The sequence below is a fragment of the Streptomyces sp. NPDC055400 genome, assembly GCF_053644375.1.
Genome location: NZ_JBSHLM010000020.1, coordinates 167,817 through 184,338, shown reverse-complemented (window position 1 = coordinate 184,338; position 16,522 = coordinate 167,817). Strand labels below are relative to the sequence as shown.

Genomic DNA, 16,522 nt, shown 5'->3' with positions numbered 1-16,522 from the left:
CCGTGGCACCACGACCCTTGCACGAAATCGTAGAAGCCGGCTGGGCGAAGGCCCTTGAACCCGTCGCGGATCAGATCACCGCGATGGGCGAGTTCCTGCGCGCGGAGATCGCGGCGGGACGCACGTACCTCCCGGCCGGGGCGAACGTGCTGCGCGCGTTCCAGCAGCCGTTCGACGAGGTGCGGGTCCTGATCGTCGGCCAGGACCCCTATCCGACGCCGGGACATGCCGTCGGGCTCTCGTTCTCGGTCGCGCCCGAGGTGCGGCCGCTGCCCGGCAGCCTCATCAACATCTATCGCGAGCTGAACACGGACCTGGGCCTGCCCCAGCCGTCGAACGGCGACCTGACGCCCTGGACGCGGCAGGGCGTGCTCCTGTTGAACAGGGCGCTCACCACGGCCCCGCGCCGCCCCGCCGCACACCGCGGCAAGGGCTGGGAAGAGGTGACGGAGCAGGCGATCACGGCGCTGGCCGCGCGCGGCCGCCCGCTCGTGTCCGTCCTGTGGGGCCGCGACGCCCGCAATCTGCGCCCGCTCCTCGGCGACCTGCCGTCCGTGGAGTCCGCGCATCCGTCCCCCATGTCGGCGGACCGCGGTTTCTTCGGCTCGCGCCCGTTCAGCCGGGCCAACGACCTGCTGGCGCGGCAGGGCGGACAGCCGGTGGACTGGCGGCTGCCGTGACCCGCGGGTCCGCCGCTGCCGGGCCGGGCGACGGAGGGAACTGCCCCGCGGGCCCCGAGTGGGTCCTCGGCGTCGACTCCGGTGGCTCCGGTCTGCGCGTGGCGCTCGCCGCCGCCGGGGACCTCACACGTCCCGAGACGACGGTGTCCCGCGAGCCCGTGCGGACCGGCGCGGCGGGTATCGACGCCGGGCATCTGCTCGCACAGATGGTTCCGATGGCCCGGGAACTGCTCGCCCGCGTCGGCGACCGCGGCCCGGGCGTCCCGCGGGTGAGCGCGGTCGCCGTCGGCGCGGCCGGCATGGCCACGCTCGGCGACGGACTGCGGGCCGCGCTCCCGGACGCGCTCGCGTCCGAACTGGGCGTACGGCGGCTCGCGTTGGCAGCGGACGGTGTCACCGCGTACGCGGGCGCGCTCGGCCAGCGGCCCGGCGCGGTCGTCGCCGCGGGCACCGGCATGATCGCGCTCGGCACGGACCTCGGCACCTGGCGCAGGGCCGACGGCTGGGGGCATCTCCTCGGCGACTGCGGGGGCGGCGCGTGGATCGGCCGTGCGGGCCTGGACGCGGCGATGCGGGCGTACGACGGACGGCGCGGGGGCTCCGCCGCGCTGCTCGCCCTGGCGGAGGAGCGGTTCGGCCCGGCGGCCGGGCTGCCCGCACGGATCTATCCGCGTACGGACCGTCCCGCCGTCCTTGCCTCCTTCGCGCCGGACGTGGCCCGCGCCGCACTCGACGACTCCGTCGCCGCCGGAATCCTGCGTGAGGCGGCAGCCCATATCGCCGAGGGGGCGGCCGCGGTGTGCCCTGCGGGCGACGGCAGTGAAGTGGCGCTCACGGGCGGCCTGTTCAAGATGGGCGAGCCGCTGCTCGCCCCGCTCCGTGCCGAGCTCGCGGACCAACTCCCGTACGCCGAAGCCGTGTCGGCGACCGGCGACCCCCTGCACGGTGCGTTGGTGATCGCCGCCGCGCTCGCGCTCGACGGCCTGCTCCTGCCGTGCGACGGCCGCCTCCTCCACGTCCCCCGGAAGGATGCCGGCCACTGAGGGCGGCCCTTGCACCCCCTCTGACCTGGACAGTTGAGCCATTCGTCACTGAAAGGATAAATCCGGACGGATACCGCTCAGCTGCCCCCTCCCCGAACAAGGGAGACCCGCGAGCCAGTAGCATGCGGCGGCATGAGCTCCCCCACTGGGCCTGCATCCGGCCTGCCTGTACGAATGCCGCGACCCCGTCAGCCCGGTCGGCACCGCCGCCCGGAACCCGTGGCCGCCCCCGAGGGCGCACCCGCACTCGTCCTCGCGGTGCCCGGCACGCCCAGCAGCGCCTCGCGCAGCCTCGCCGAAGAGGTCGTGAGCATCGCCCGCTCCGAGCTGCCGGGCCTCGACGCCCGCATCGGATACCTCGACGGTGACGACTCGGAGGCCGCCGAGGCCTCGGCCTTCGCCGAGTTCCCCTCCCTGCGGGCCGTGCTGTCGCGCGCCGCGAAGGAGCGCACCGCCCGTTTCGAGCAGGCCCGTGCCGCAGGCGCCGACGTCGCGGAGCCCGACGGACCGGTCGCCGTGGTCGTGCCCCTGCTCGCGGGCCCGGACAGCGCGCTCACGCGCCGTATCCGGCAGGCCGTGATCGACAGCCGTACGGCCGCCGAGCTGACGGATGTCCTCGGCCCGCACCCGCTGCTCGCGGAGGCGCTGCACGTGCGTCTCTCGGAGGCGGGCCTGGCCCGTGCCGACCGCGCCCGGCTGTTCACGGTGGCCACCGCCGCCGACGGCATCATCCTCGCCTCGGTCGGCGGCGACGAGGCCGTCCAGGCGGCCGGGATCACCGGCATGCTCCTGGCCGCGCGCCTCGCGGTGCCGGTCATGGCGGCCGCGCTCGACGAGGAGGGCGCCATCGCGGCGACCGCCGAGCAGCTGCGCGGCTCCGGCTCGCAGCAGCTGGCGCTCGCGCCGTACCTGATCGGTCCGGAGATAGACGCCAGCCTCCTCCAGGCGGCGGCGAACGAGGCGGGCTGCGCGTCCGCCGAGTCGCTGGGCGCCTACCCGGCGATCGGCAAGCTGGCCCTGTCGAAGTACGCGACGGCGTTGGGCATCGCCCCGCAGCAGCCGCAGGGCGCGCCGGTCCTCTAGGTCCCAGCGGACCAGGCACGGACACAGGCACCGGAGACGGGCCCGAACCCCCATGGGGCCGGGCCCGTCTCCGTATCCGCTCGGGAACGGTCTCAGCCGAAGACCACGCAGGACGCGGCGGGCGCCTCGATGGAGCCGCCGCGGCGCGGGAGGCCGGTCTCGCGGTCCACGGAGAACCAGGTCACGTCGCCGGACCGCTCGTTCGCCGCGTACAGGAAGCGGCCCGAGGGGTGCAGGGCCAGGTCGCGCGGCCAGTCGCCGCCGCAGGACACGGTGGCGCGCAGCGCGGGGCGGTCGCCGGTGGCGTCGAGGGCGAGGACGGAGATGACGTTCGCGCCGCGGGTGGCGGTCCACAGGAAGCGCCCGTCGGGCGCCACGACGACCGCGGACGGGAAGGCGTCGCCGTGCGGCGCGTCCGGCAGCACGGAGATCTCGCCGAGCGGCTGCAGGGCGCCCTCGGCGGCGTCCCACAGGCAGACGGTGACGGTCGGCGTGAGCTCGTTCAGGATGTACGCGCGGTCGCCGCGCGGGTGGAACGCGAGGTGCCGGGGCCCTGAGCCGGGCCGCAGCGCGACCTCGCGGTGGACGCCCAGGCCTGTGCCCTTCATCGAGCAGACGCGTACGGAGTCGGTGCCGAGGTCCACACTGACGGCCCAGCGGCCGCTGGGGTCCGGCACCACCTGGTGGGCGTGCGGGCCCTGCTGGCGCTTGGGGTGGGTGCCCGAACCCTCGTGGCGCAGCACCTCGGCGGAGTCGCCGTCGAGGGTGCCGTCGGCGCGCAGCCGTACCGAAGTGACGCTTCCCGAGCCGTAGTTGGCGGTGAGTACATGGCCGTCGTACAGGGCGAGATGGGTGGGGCCCGAGCCGCGAACGAGGACGCCGCGCCCGGCGAGTTCCGGCTTGCCGTCCCCCGTACGGAACGCCGCCACGGCCCCGTCGGCGGTCTCGCTCACCGCGTAGAGGAAGTCGCCCGCGGGCGAGAGCGCGAGGTACGAGGGGTCGGGGAGGGTGTCGACGGCGCTGAGCACGGTGAGTGAGCCGCTGTCCATGTGGACGGACGCGGTGAGGATCCCGGAGCCCCCCGCGGCGGTGAAGGATCCGATGTACGCCCGTCCGCCCTGCCTGTCGCCCACGCGAATCCCCTCGCACCGCCTGCACGGTGAGCCCGGTGCTCGCCGTTCGTGCGGCCGACGGTAGCAGCGGGTCCTGGGGCTTTCGTTCGGATCAGGCCGGATCACATCTGAAGACAGGCCCTAGACCAAGAACTCGCCGGCCGCTCTGGCGAGCGCCTCGGGATGCTGCACGTACGCCGGCGTGCGCTGCGTGGTGTCGTACGTGCGGTGGAAGACGGGGGTCGCCGAGCCGGAGATCGGCGGCACGATCCAGGACCAGTCGGCGCCCACGGTGCGGCCCTTGCGCTCCTCGCGGTCGAGGTGGGTGAGGAAGCGCCGGGACTCGGTGTGATGGTCCGTGACGGTGACGCCGGCGCGGTCGAAGGAGGACAGGACGGCGCGGTTCAGCTCGACGAGGGCGCGGTCCTTCCACAGGGACCGGTCGCTGGTGGTGTCGAGGCCGAGGCGTTCCGCGATGCGCGGCAGGAGGTCGTAGCGGTCGGTGTCGGCGAGGTTGCGGGCGCCTATCTCGGTACCCATGTACCAGCCGTTGAAGGGGGCTGCCTGGTAGCAGATCCCGCCGATCTCCAGGCACATCGTGGACAGGGCGGGCACGGCGTGCCAGCGCAGGCGCAGCCCGGCCCACCAGTCGTGGTCCTCGTGCTCGATGGGCACTTCGAGGACCGCGTCGGGCGGCAGGTCGAAACAGCGTGGCTTGTCGTCGATGCCCTGGACGATCAGGGGCAGTACGTCGAAGGGGGTGCCGTCACCGCCGCGCCAGCCGAGGCGCCGGGCGAGCGCGGTGAGGCCTTCATTGCGCGGGTCGCCGACGACGCGGCCGTCACGCTGGACGTACCCCGCGTACCGGATGAGCTGTTCGTTCCAGATGCGGGGCCCGGGGCGGTCGGGCGCGTCGGGCGCGAAGACGGTGATGAGAGGACGGATGCGGCCTCCTTGCGATGCCTCGCGCAGATGGTCGGCGCAGGCGGCTGCGATGTCCTCGGCGGCGGTGAGGTGGCGGCGGTCGCGGACGTGCAGGGAGTTCCAGTAGAGGCGGCCGATGCAGCGGTTGGCGTTCCGCCAGGCGACGCGGGCCCCGAAGGTGAGCTCGCGCTCGGTGTGGCGATACGTTCCCGTGTCCGCGATCTCGGCGTATGCCTCCGCGAGGCGGGCGGCCGGGTCACCGAGCCGCTCCTCGGCGTGGTGGGCGCGGATGAAGCCGGAGGCGACGGGCCAGAGCTCCGGGGTGCGGGGGGCCGGGTTACGGGGGTGGGGGCCGCGGGAGTCGGGGCTGCGGGGGTGGCCGATGCCGGCGGGTGCGTGCGCGGGTGCGGAGGAGCGATGGCGGGTGGCGCCTTCCGGGCAGTCCCACGGTGCGGCACCATCCCAAGGGACAGCTCGGTCCCGGTCCGTGGCTCCGTCCCTGGCCTCGGCTCGGTCCAGCCATCCGGCGGGCCCGTCGGTTCGCTGCGGTGTATCGGGCATGGCGCACTCCCAGGGGGTCCCCGGCCGCGTGCCCTCCCGCGGGGCCGCGCACTCCGTGCGTCCACATGATGCCGCTGCGTCACCCGTCCGGGGGCCGATCCGTCGTCTACGTGACAGGCGAATCCGCCCCGGAACATGCCGGACCGCCCACCCCACGGGGCGTTGCCGCAGGTGGGACGAGTGACACAGGGCCGCGGCCGTCCGCGCGATCGGGCTCCGAGGTGAGGGGAGCGCACAGGGCAGTATTGGGGCGCGAAGTTCGCGGCGCACGCCCCTCGGGAGGGCCCGCGGCGCGAGGGGCGCGTCGCCGCGAGGGCTCAGGCGCTGACCGGAACGCGGTCGGATCCGCGCAGGGGAACGGCGAGTTCGAGCAGGGCCTGCTCCAGGGCGTGGAGATGAGCCAGCACGGGTTCACCCTCGACGAGCTGCGGCAGCGTCGCGGATTCGGTCCGGCGACGCGCCCCGACCGCCGGCGTGTCCGTGAGCGCCTCGACGGCTGTCTCCACGCGCCAGCAGGCCGCGGCGAGCCGCGCGTCGTGCGAGGCCTCAGGGTCGGCGACGACGGAGGCGAGCCCGCGCACCTCGCGCGCGCAGTCGTCGAGCAGCGCGAGTACGTGCCGGGCCCGCCCCATCCGCGCCCGCATCGGGCTGAACGGATGCACCAGCGGCGCGAGCGAGAGCCGCACCCTGCCGAGGATCGACTCCAGCTCGGCCACTCGCCGGGCCGGGTCGGCCGTCGGTGAACCCGCCAGCCGGGCGGCGGCCTCGGCGGTGCAGGCGTGCACGCAGCGCAAGGCACGTTCGACCCACGCGTCGGTGACGGAGTGCGTGGTCACCGGCAGCAGGAGCAGCACCGCGAGCACGGCGCCGAGCGCCCCGACGGCGGTCTCGCCGACCCGCAGGACCAGCAGCGCCGGGTCGAGCACGCCGAGCAGCCCGTACAGCATGCTCGCCATGACGGTGACGGCGAGCATCATCCACGTGTACGAGACGGCGGCGGTGTAGAAGATCCCGAACACGCTGAGGGCGACGATCACGGCGGCCGCGACGGGCTGGTCGTGCAGCGGCACGGCCACGGCGAAGCCGAGGACGATGCCGAGCACCGTGCCGAGGAACCGCCGGAACCCGCGCACCACGGTCTCCCCGCGGGACGTCGTGTTCACGAACACCCACCACGTGGCGCCCACGGCCCAGTACCACCGCTGGTCGGACAGCACCTGACCGGCGGCGAGCGCGAAGCCGGCGCCCGCGGTCGCCTGCACGGCCTGCCGCGTCGTGATGCGTGCGAGCCGGCTCCCGCCAGTGGGCGCCGCCACCGCCGCGGGCGCCGGCAGGCGCCGCTCGTAACACCACAGACCGAACCGCACGGCCGACGCGGCGCCGAGCGAGAGGAGTACGGCGGCGTACAGCTCGGGGAGCTGGTCGGGCACGGTGTGCAGGAACTGCGCGGCGAAGAAGGTCATGAAAGCTGCTCGTTAGGCGCGGCCGCAGGTCAGCGCCATACTGACGCCCCCGGGGTCAGTAAAAGGTCAGCATGAGTACGGAGTCAGCACGTGGCCACCAAGACCCTCGCACGCGGGATGGGCAGCTTCTTCAAGGAGTGCGATTGCAAGGCACCGACCCGGTGCCTGCACCCCTACAAGATCCGCTACAGGGACGCGTTCGGCAAGCAACGTGAGGAGTCGGGCTACTCCACACAGGACAAGGCGACGGCCCGGCTCACGGAGATGTACCAGGCGAAGAAGGGAGCAGCGAAGGCAGGCCCCTCCGACGGAGAGAGGATCGCCGTCCAGACTCTTGAGGACTTCGCGTCCAACTGGATTCGGCACCGAGCACGCGGGCTCACGGACAATAGCGTCGAAAGCTATGAGCGGGCTCTGACGGTGCACATATTCCCCCGCCTGGGGTCACGCAAGATCGGCACCTTCACGGCCGACACCGTGGACGACTTCGTCGCCGACATGGCCCTCGACGGCATCGGCAGCGCGGCGCAGATGACCGCGTACAAAGTTCTGCGTCTGGCGATCAACTCGGCGCGGCTTCGCGGTGGCCTGGGCCTGGACCCGTTCATGGACGCTACTCCCCCGGACTACCGGCGCAAGGACATCCTCATCCCGTCCCTGGAGGAGCTCAACCTCATCAGGCAGCACGCACACGACGAAGACTTGCGCCTCGTAGTGGAAATGATGTCGTCATGTGGCCTACGAAACGGTGAGGCACATGCCACCAACATCAACGGGCTCGTCGCCGACGATGTCTACCGCATCAGTAATCAGATTCATGGGCGCCAGCGAATACCAGCACCGCTCAAGCACCGCAGCTGGGGAGAATTCCGCGAGACGCCACTGCCCGCAAAGACGCGAGCATTCTTGCTGCAATACGCGGAGACTCACGCCGCCGATGAGCACGGGTACCTACTGACCAATGGTGGACGGGGAGGAGCCGGCGTCGGCGGCAGCCCGTACTACTGCGGAAATGCGTTTCGCAGTAAGTGGCGGAAGGTTCTGCGCTCAGCGGGTATCAAGGTGCCCTACACGATGTACGGCCTTCGCCACTTCTTCGCTTCCAATTGCCTCAGCATGGGCATCCCGATCACGGATGTCGCCGAATGGATGGGCCACAAGTCCATCGAGGTGACCTACCGCAGCTACCGGCACCTGATGCCGTCCTCTATCGGGAGGGCCGCGAGGCTGCTCAACACAGGTATCTGACCGATGCGCTGCACAGCCTCGTCGGCTCAGGCGCTGGACGAAACCTGACTGGTCCTGCGCAGGGGGACAGCGAGTTCAAGCAGAGCGTGCTCCAGGGCCTGGAGGTGGGCGAGCACGGGCTCGGCGCCTGTAGGTTCGGGAGCCGCCGCATCGTCGACGCGGACGCGCCGACGGACGGTCGGCGCGTCGGTAAGCGCCTCGACCGCGGCCTCTACCCGCCAGCAGGCAGCAGCAAGCCGCGCGTCGTGAGAGGCCTCCGGGTCGGCTGCTACCGACGCGAGCCCGCGCACCTCACGCGCGCAGTCGTCGAGCAGCGCGAGCACCTGCCGAGCGCGCTTCTTGCGCGCCCGCATCGGGTTGAAGGGGTGCACGAGCGGCGTGAGCGACAGCCGCACCCGCCCCAGGATCGCGTCCAACTCCGCCACGCGCGGGACTGGATCGGCGTCCGCGCTTCCGGCGAGCCGTGCCGCGGTCTCAGCCGTGCAGGCGTGCACACAGTGCAGCGCACGCTCGACCCATGCGTCGGTCACCGAGTGCGTGGTCACCGGAAGCACGAACAGCACTGCCAGCACAGCTCCGAGCGCGCCGACCGCCGTCTCGCTCACCCGTAGTGCAAGTAGCCCCGTGTCGAGCACCCCGAGCAGCCCGTACAGCATGCTCGCCATCACGGTCACCGCGAACATCATCCACGTATAGGAGACGGCGGCGGTGTAGAAGATCCCGAAGACGCTGAGCGCGATGACCACGGCGGCGATCATCGGCTCATGGTGCAGCGGCACAGCAACTGCGAAGCCCAGCACCACACCCAGCGCTGTTCCCAGGAACCGCCTGAATCCCCGCACCACTGTCTCGCCGCGCGAGGTCGTATTGACGAACACCCACCACGTGGCACCGACTGCCCAGTACCAGCGCTCATCGGAGAGCACCTGCCCGGCAGCGAGCGCGAACCCGGCTCCCACAGTGGCCTGCACGGCCTGCCGCGTCGTCATCCGGCCGAGCCGGTTACCCCCTGTCGGCGCGGGCACCACAGCCGGCCCCGGCATCCGACGCTCGTAGCACCACACCCCGAACCGCACTGCGGCCGACGCAATCAACGACAGAAGCATGGCCCCGTACAGTTCGGGCAGCTGCGCAGGCACAGCGTGCAGAAACTGGGCTGCGAAAAGGGCCATAAAGGCGAACACGCCGAGCGAGTGCCCGCGCGGCCCCCAGCGCCGCGCGTACACCCCCACCCCTACGACAGTGAGGAACAATGCGTCCCGCGCGACAGGCACGTCATGCACCACGGCCGCGAGCGCAAGTACGGGCAACCCCACGACCGGCAGCAGCGCCGTCGTCACCGCCTGCCCACGTACCGTCGCATCCGTCACCGTGAACAGAGCGAGAAGCGCAGTCAGTCCCCCCGCGATGGCCGGCACCAGCGAGTGCCCGACCACTCCGCACAGCGTCACCGCGAGCCCGATCCCCAGCACGGCCCGGCTCGCGAAACGCAGCCGCATCCGACCCGGATCCGCCGCCACGAACACCCTCTTCAGCAATGTGCCCCGCCCCTTCCGTCGGCCGCTGTACGCGCACACGACAATGGCGCCGCGGAGACCCTTTAAGGACCGCAGCGCCATTGACGCATCCATCTCAGCATCTGTACGACTGTTGGTTCAACAGAGCTCAAACCCCCTATACCAATGGCCCAACACGATCACATATCACTCGGCCACAGCAGTACCAACGGACCACCCCCGGGGCATCTGGACACGCACAGCAGCGAACCCCACCGACCACCTACGTGGTCAGCGCAGCTTCTGCTGCCGAACTCATGCCTTCACTTCCGAACCCTGAACTGGATCTTGGCCTTGACCTCGACCGTGCTGCTGGCCTGATCCAGCGCAGCGTTGAGTCCGGGGGGACTGTAAGAAGAACGGCCCTGTCTCATATTCGGTGGTGGTCGGATCGTTCGATGCCGACGAATTTGCACCCCTCGCGCAGGGCAGCGACGCCGGTGGTCCCGGAGCCGGTGAAGGGGCCGAGGACCGTGCCACCTGGCGGACAGATCTTCACCAGCTCCTGCATCACATCGAGGGGCTTCTGAGTGATGTGTACGCGGTCCTTCCTGAGCTGGCTCGCGGAGTAGAGGCCGGGCAGGTAGACGGGGTTCCGGTTGGCGTCGCCCTGGCCCTTGGCTCCCTAGAAGATGTACGCGCAGGACTGCTTGAGGCGGCCCTTCTGCGGACGCGAGACCGGCTTGTGCCAGGACGCGATGTCGCGCCAGATCCAGCCGGTGGCCTGCAGCGCATCGGTCGTGGTCGGCAGCTGCCTCCAGACGTTGATGACCAGCGGGGTACCGGACTCGACGGTCGCACGGTAGGACTCGGTGAGCAGGGACGTGAGCCAGACGCCGCAGGACCGCTGATCTCGGTTCTCGCCGGGGAAGTTGGCGAGGTCGTGCTCGGCGTCGGCGGAGGTGTACTTCGCGCGGGCGCTGCGGCCGGTGCGGTCGCTGCTGGTTCGGCCGCCGCTGTTGTAGGGCGGATCGGTGATGAGGGCGTCGACGCTGTTATCGGGGATGGTGGCGAGGTCGGTCAGCGCGTCGCCTCGGTGCAGGGGTACGGCATTGCGCGGTTATCTCTTTCCGAGGGGTCGCCGTGCGTGTGAATGAGCCACGCCTGGAGGCCGCGATGGAAGCCTTCCCTGGCGAGCATGTGGCTGGAGATTAGCCACCTTTCACGGCCGCACCTAAGGACCTGAACTCGCCCGGCGACTGCGCGGGACGATCAGGTTCGGGTTCGTTTGGTGCGGCCGGAATGCGTCCCTACAGTCCTGCCATGTTCAACGGACGGGGCCCGGCTCCGCGCCTGTTGAGCTGTGCCAATACGCGTTGCCGCATCCAGACGGCGACGACACCCTGGCACTCACCGAACGTGCTGCGAATTGGGTAGGAGCGGTTCTCCGTGTGGAGTCTGAGATTACGAAGGCGGCTGGCTGCCGCTCTCCGTAAAGGGCGCTCAGGGGAAGGGTGTTATCTGCTGCCGACCCCCTGGGCGCCTTGTTTCCACGAGTTCCTTGATTCCTGCCCGTCGCGGCGTTGGTGACCTTTCCGACGAGAACGCCAGTGTCGTGCCGGCTACGCGTAAGGAGTTGCTGATGCAGCACGCACCGGCACGCCCTTCACCCGGACCCTGCGCTCCGGTCCACCACTCGACGTACGGCCCGCGACGTTGAAGACGGCCGCAGGCATAGTCGGGGTGGTGGCGCTCGGTCCGCTGCTGTTGACTGCGCCGATCGCTGTCGCCGCAGCTGGTGCCGCTGACGCTCAGTCCGCCTGCTCTGATGGTGATACGCAGACCGTGGATTCCTCGGCGGTCGCCAAACAGGTGGAGTCGATCCTCAAGGGCGGCGGCAAAGGGTTCGCTTCGGTTGCGGGCCTGGACCATCCCACGGAGCAGATCCCGAATGCCAAGACGATCCAGGCCACGGGCGTCGCCATGAAGGTGCCGGCGCGGGGGCAGATCGTTGCCCTGGCTACGGCCCTGCAGGAGTCGGGACTGCGGAACCTAGACTACGGCGACCGGGATTCACTCGGCCTCTTCCAGCAGCGTCCCAGTCAGGGCTGGGGGACGGCCACTCAGGTCCGTGATCCGGTACAGGCCTCGACGAAGTTCTACGAGGAATTGCTCAGCGTCTCGGGATGGCAGTCCATGACCGTCACGCAGGCCGCCCAGGCGGTCCAGCAGAGCGGTTCACCCGATGCCTACGCCAAGTGGCATCCCTTGGCCACAGCTCTGCAGAAGGCCATCGCCACGTCGCTGTCCAAGGAGTCGACGTCCGCCAAGCGCGGCTCCAAGGACACCAAGGACGAGGAATCGGACTCTCTGCCTGGCGGGTGCGGCACCGGCGAGGACGGTGGCGCGTTCGGTCCGCTCCCCGCCGGCTCCGTCCTCAAGGGCTACAAGATCCCGACCGACGCTCCGAAGTCTGTGCGCACGGCTATCCGTTGGGGGCTCGGCCAGCTCAGCACTCCATATCAGTGGGGTGGCGAGTGTTCGGATCCGCACGGTCAGGATCCGATGGGCCGCTGCGATTGCTCTTCCCTGATGCAGGCGTCGTACAAAGCCGGCGGTGTGTCGATCTCCCGGCCCACGTACACGCAGGTCAAGGAAGGCAAGGCGGTTAGCCTGGATGCCCTCAAGCCGGGCGATCTCCTCTTCACCCGCGGCACCGCCGAAGTCCCGGAACACGTCGGGATGTTCATAGGTGAGGGGCTGATCCTTCAGGCTCCGCGCACCGGCGACGTGGTCAAGATCTCGACCGTCACCGATTGGCGACCGGACCTGCTGGCCGCCCGCCGGATCATCTGACCGGCGCCTCCCCCTCTCTTCTCGCTCCACCCTCTCCGGGCTCTCGCGCGCCCAAAACCGTACTGGAGTACCAGTGAAGCTCATGCAGCATGCCCAAATCCTGGCGTACAACCCCGGCGTCAGCCCGAGGGAGGGCGGCCTGCCCGGACTCGATGTCCTGAAGAAGGTCATTGGCAGCATCAACCTGTTCGGCATCATCGCCGTGGTGGGCGCGCTCGCGATCTCGGCGATCGTCTGGGCCTGGGGCCACCACAGCGGCGGCCACCAGGCGGAGGCCAACGGCAAGAAGGGCACTGTCGTCGCGGCCGGCTGCGCGCTGCTGCTCGGCGCGGCCAACGGCATCGTGACGTTCTTCTCGGCGATGGGGACCCAGGTCCACTGATGCCGAAGAAACCATTTCCCTCCTCTGGCGAGCGAACGCACCAGGCTCCGGCCTCGGTTCTGCGCCGCGCTGCGATCGGCGGTGTCGTCCTCGCTGTGCTTCTGGCGGTCGCTGGGCTCCTCGCGTACGTCACACGTCCGGAGAGCCCCGCTTTGGCCAAGGTCACCCAGGCTCCGCCATCCTCCTCGGCGTCGGCCTCCCCGTCCGCCGCACCGCACGCAGATTCGGCGGTCGCCGCACCGCCGAAGACCAGCGATCCGATCGTCTTCAGCGAGTACGCCACCGAGGTCCTGTGGACGTACGACACACGTTCCTCCTCCCAGGCCGAGCACCTGGCCGGCCTCAAGGAGTGGATGACCAGCGAGAAGAAGTACGCGGACTGGCGGTCCGTCACGGACCAGGTACCCAGCCCGGTGCTGTGGTCACGGATGCACGACAACCAGCAGCACGCGAGCGCCACGGTCGGCGAGGGCCACTTCCCGCAGGCGTTCAAGACGGCTCTGGCCCAGGATCCCGGCGCGATCACGGAGGCGTACGTCTACGCCGTCACGGTCACCGGCAAGCAGTCCATCGCTTGGAAGGGCTCAGGTGCCGGGGCCGAGTCCCGTTCGACAACGCTCGCCGTCCAGTGCCGGCCGCACCAGAACTGTGCCCTGGTCGGGGTCCTGCCGAGCGTCGCGCCGTGAACCACCCCCACAACTCTCGAAACGAGGTGCCCTGATGGGGGCTTGCGACCTTCCTCTGATGAACACGGTGTGCGCCACCGTGGACGGTGTCGTCGGCGCAACCGGCGAGGCAGTCACGGACGGAATCGGTGCATGGATCGCCAAGTCGATGGGTGAAATGGCACAGGCGGCAGCTGATCTGGCGTCGAAGGCCGTCGATCAGACGACGGGCATCGATCTGAACGCCGAGTGGTTCCGCAGCAACTACGAACTGATCCTGCCTATCGGCCTGATCCTGACCGTGGGGACGTTCTGTCTGCAACTCACCCGCGCCGCCTGGCGACGGGACGAGCGAGCCCTCGGCCAGGCGGTTTACGGCACCGTGGCCGGAGTCCTGTTCGCCTTCGCTGCCATCGCCTGCACCACCGTCACGATCACCGTGGTCGACGCGCTCAGTGCGGGGCTGTTCAAGGCTGCCAACAGTTCGGTGGACGATGCGGTGCGCCGCGTCATCAAGGTCAACGAACTGGGGCCGATGTACGGCCTAGGCTGGGCCATCCCCTCTCTGATGGCACTCGGCTGCGCGGTGGGCGCCTTCCTCTACTGGGCAGTCATGGTGGCCCGCAAAGTCGGCATCTTGGTGCTCGTCACACTGGCCGTGTTCGCCGGGGCCGGCGGCGGCTGGGAGGTCGCCAAGCGGTGGCGGCGTGGCTGGATCGAGGCCACCAGTACCCTGATCGTCTCCAAGCTCCTGATGACGATCGTGTTCCTGTTGGGCGTCTCGGCCATGGGCAAGTCCGACGCGAACGACGGGCTCAGCGCCCTTTCCGATGCGCTCGCGGGCATCGTCGTGATGGTCCTCGTCATGCTCTGCCCGTATGCGACGTACAAGTTCGTGCATTGGGCAGCCGACGGCGGTGGCCATGACGACGTGCACCGCTCCGGTGTCGCGGGCATGGCGGTGGCCGCTGGCGCGGCCAAGACCGCAGGTCAGCTCGCCATACAGGCCGGTATGGGGATGCGTGCTCCGCAGGGTCCAGCGAAGGTGCCGGGCCAGGGACCGGATGGTGTTGCCTCCGGGATCGATCCGACCGGCAGCTCTGGCGGAGATGAGAAGCCGAACCAGGCCCACTTCCGCTTCGGCGAGGCCCCGAACGCCTCCGGCGACAAGGGTCGGGCGCTGATCCGCCGCCCTCCCACAGACGGCGACCGGGGAGTACCTCTCATCCAGCGCCCCGGCCAGGGTTCCGCGAGCGACTCCGCTCCAGTGGCCTCGGCGCCAACGCCACAGGGTGCCTCCGTCGCACCGCCGCGGGTCGCGCACCAGGATCCACCGGCGCCACGACGAGGCGGGCCTGCGCCGCACGGCGCTGCCACCCCACAACGGTGGGTCTATCCCGCGCCGCCGGGTGATTCAGACTCATAGCCCTAGCTGATGGGGCGGCCGGAGGCCCAGCTCGGCCGCCCCGCCCCCCTTCGCCTCATGTTCCAAGGACGGCTTCGCCATGCACTCCGACTCTCCTCACCTCGGCGGTCCGGTCACCGTGAAGTTCCCACACCGCTCACGCCGTGGCGTGCTGCTCGGCCTCTCGGCCCCGCAGCTGATCGTCGTCGCGGTAACCGGCCTGCTGCTGCTCGCAGTGCTGCTCTCAGCTGGCGTGACCGGGGCGCTCAAGCTCATACCGCTGTGGGCTCTGGTGCTCGCGGCAGTCTTCATGCGCCACCGTGGGCGCTCGCTCGCCGACTGGGCACCGATCGTGGTCCGTTACGCGCTGCGTCGCTTTCGGGGCCAGCTGGTCTGGCTCACGCGGCCCTCGACCCAGCCGCAGCGCGAGGGCCTGCTCCACCTTCCCGGTACCGCTGCATCGCTGCGCGTGACCACCGCCCCGGGCGGCCGCTTCGGCGCAGTGCACGACCCGCACGAGGGCACCCTCACCGCCGTGGTCAAGGTCTCCTCCCGCGCCTTCGCCCTGCTAGACCCAGCCACCCAGCACAGCAACGTCACCGGGTGGGGCCGCACGCTCGCCGCTCTCGCGCGCACCGGGCACATCGCCCGCGTCCAGGTCCTGGAGCGCACCGTCCCCGACTCCGGTGACGCGCTGAACCGTTACTGGAATCAGCACGGCGATACGCAGTCGCCGCTGGCTGGGCCCATCTACCGTGACTTGCTGAGCGCCGCTGGTCCGGCCGCTGCCCCGCATGAGGCATACGTAGCCGTGGCCCTCGACCTCAAGGCGGCCCGCCGCCTGATCAACCAGGCCGGCGGCGGTCTCACCGGCGGCTTCGCTGTCTTGGCCCAGCTCACCTCCACCTTTGACCAGGCCGCTCGCAACTCCGATCTCATGCCGAGTAATTGGCTCCACGCGACCCAGATCGCCGCCGTGATCCGCACCGCGTATGACCCCAAGGCGTCGGCCGCCCTCGACCAGTGGTCCGCCTCGGGGCACCCGCAAGCCGACGCGGCTGCCGCTGGTCCCGTCGTCCTGGTCGAGAAGGCCGACCGGATCCGCACCGACTCGGCCCACCACGCCACGTTTTGGATCGAGAACTGGCCGCGCATCGAGACCTCTCCGGGCTTCCTGCACCAGCTCCTGTTCACCTCTGGTGTCCGCCGCACCCTGTCGCTGACGTACAAGCCCAAGGGACTGGACTCCGCACTCAAAGACGTACAGCGCAAGAAGGCCACCGTGATCGCGGACGCCGCCGAGCGAGCCCGCAGGGGGCAGGTCGATTCCGAGGAGGACTCGGTCGAGTACGCCGATATCAAGCAGCGCGAACGCCAGCTCATCGCCGGGCACGCTGATGTCGCCCTCACCGGCCTGCTCACCGTCAGCGCCGACAGCGACGAACAGCTCAACGCCGCCTGCGCCGCGATCGAGACCGCCGCCGTCGCCGCGCTCATCGATCTGCGCCCGCTGACCTGGCAGCAGGCCGAAGCCTTCACCAACGCCGCCCTGCCACTCGCCCGCCCGTAGCGCACCCCAGCACCACCGACCGCGCTCAACCGAA

Annotated in this window: 12 protein-coding genes and 2 pseudogenes; 9 read left to right on the top strand and 5 right to left on the bottom strand. The window is 70.3% G+C overall.

Annotation, left to right across the window (positions count from 1 at the left end; translation table 11 throughout):
- Positions 1-2 precede the first annotated feature (2 nt).
- From ACWIGU_RS40005 to ACWIGU_RS39995, 3 genes are all read left to right on the top strand, one after another.
- Positions 3-680: a uracil-DNA glycosylase gene (locus tag ACWIGU_RS40005; RefSeq protein WP_454406739.1), complete on the top strand. Its 678-nt coding sequence runs from the start codon at positions 3-5 to the stop codon at positions 678-680.
- Positions 677-1,723 (top strand): N-acetylglucosamine kinase, encoded by a 1,047-nt coding sequence (locus tag ACWIGU_RS40000; RefSeq protein ID WP_454406738.1) that lies wholly within the window; start codon positions 677-679, stop codon positions 1,721-1,723. Before ACWIGU_RS40005 ends, ACWIGU_RS40000 begins: the two co-directional genes overlap by 4 nt.
- A 132-nt stretch (positions 1,724-1,855) precedes the next feature.
- A complete protein-coding gene (locus tag ACWIGU_RS39995) occupies positions 1,856-2,806 on the top strand; it encodes a sirohydrochlorin chelatase (protein WP_454406737.1) in 951 nt (316 codons plus the stop codon).
- A 92-nt stretch (positions 2,807-2,898) separates the two neighbouring features.
- On the opposite strand, the gene ACWIGU_RS39990 is transcribed toward ACWIGU_RS39995, so the two are convergent.
- The 3 genes and pseudogenes from ACWIGU_RS39990 to ACWIGU_RS39980 all read right to left on the bottom strand — a co-directional run.
- Positions 2,899-3,939 (bottom strand): lactonase family protein, encoded by a 1,041-nt coding sequence (locus ACWIGU_RS39990; protein WP_454406736.1) that lies wholly within the window; start codon positions 3,937-3,939, stop codon positions 2,899-2,901.
- Positions 3,940-4,059: 120 nt separating this feature from the next.
- Complete coding sequence (locus ACWIGU_RS39985; protein WP_454406734.1) at positions 4,060-5,403, bottom strand: nitric oxide synthase oxygenase; 1,344 nt, start codon at positions 5,401-5,403, stop codon at positions 4,060-4,062.
- A 317-nt stretch (positions 5,404-5,720) separates the two neighbouring features.
- Positions 5,721-6,872, bottom strand: a pseudogene (locus ACWIGU_RS39980) (FUSC family protein); the annotation flags it as partial.
- An 84-nt stretch (positions 6,873-6,956) separates the two neighbouring features.
- On the opposite strand from ACWIGU_RS39980, the gene ACWIGU_RS39975 reads away from it, so the two are divergent.
- Complete coding sequence (locus tag ACWIGU_RS39975; protein ID WP_454406733.1) at positions 6,957-8,114, top strand: tyrosine-type recombinase/integrase; 1,158 nt, start codon at positions 6,957-6,959, stop codon at positions 8,112-8,114.
- Between the two features lie 26 nt (positions 8,115-8,140).
- On the opposite strand, the gene ACWIGU_RS39970 is transcribed toward ACWIGU_RS39975, so the two are convergent.
- Both ACWIGU_RS39970 and ACWIGU_RS39965 read right to left on the bottom strand, forming a co-directional pair.
- On the bottom strand, positions 8,141-9,652 hold the full coding sequence (locus ACWIGU_RS39970; RefSeq protein ID WP_454406732.1) for an FUSC family protein: 1,512 nt from the start codon (positions 9,650-9,652) through the stop codon (positions 8,141-8,143).
- Between the two features lie 397 nt (positions 9,653-10,049).
- Positions 10,050-10,712, bottom strand: a pseudogene (locus ACWIGU_RS39965) (DNA-methyltransferase); the annotation flags it as partial.
- Between the two features lie 614 nt (positions 10,713-11,326).
- Between ACWIGU_RS39965 and ACWIGU_RS39960 the strand changes: the two are divergent.
- From ACWIGU_RS39960 to ACWIGU_RS39940, 5 genes are all read left to right on the top strand, one after another.
- Positions 11,327-12,466: a C40 family peptidase gene (locus ACWIGU_RS39960; RefSeq protein WP_454406731.1), complete on the top strand. Its 1,140-nt coding sequence runs from the start codon at positions 11,327-11,329 to the stop codon at positions 12,464-12,466.
- 82 nt (positions 12,467-12,548) lie between these two features.
- The gene (locus tag ACWIGU_RS39955; RefSeq protein ID WP_454406730.1) at positions 12,549-12,848 is read left to right on the top strand and encodes a DUF6112 family protein; all 300 of its coding nucleotides are present in this window, start codon (positions 12,549-12,551) and stop codon (positions 12,846-12,848) included.
- Entirely contained in the window at positions 12,848-13,534 is a 687-nt protein-coding gene (locus tag ACWIGU_RS39950) for a hypothetical protein (protein ID WP_454406729.1), read from the top strand. Before ACWIGU_RS39955 ends, ACWIGU_RS39950 begins: the two co-directional genes overlap by 1 nt.
- 34 nt (positions 13,535-13,568) lie before the next feature.
- The gene (locus ACWIGU_RS39945) at positions 13,569-14,939 is read left to right on the top strand and encodes an SCO6881 family protein (RefSeq protein ID WP_454406728.1); all 1,371 of its coding nucleotides are present in this window, start codon (positions 13,569-13,571) and stop codon (positions 14,937-14,939) included.
- Positions 14,940-15,018: 79 nt separating this feature from the next.
- Positions 15,019-16,488, top strand: coding sequence for an SCO6880 family protein (locus ACWIGU_RS39940; RefSeq protein ID WP_454406727.1), 1,470 nt, complete (start codon positions 15,019-15,021; stop codon positions 16,486-16,488).
- Positions 16,489-16,522 lie beyond the last annotated feature (34 nt).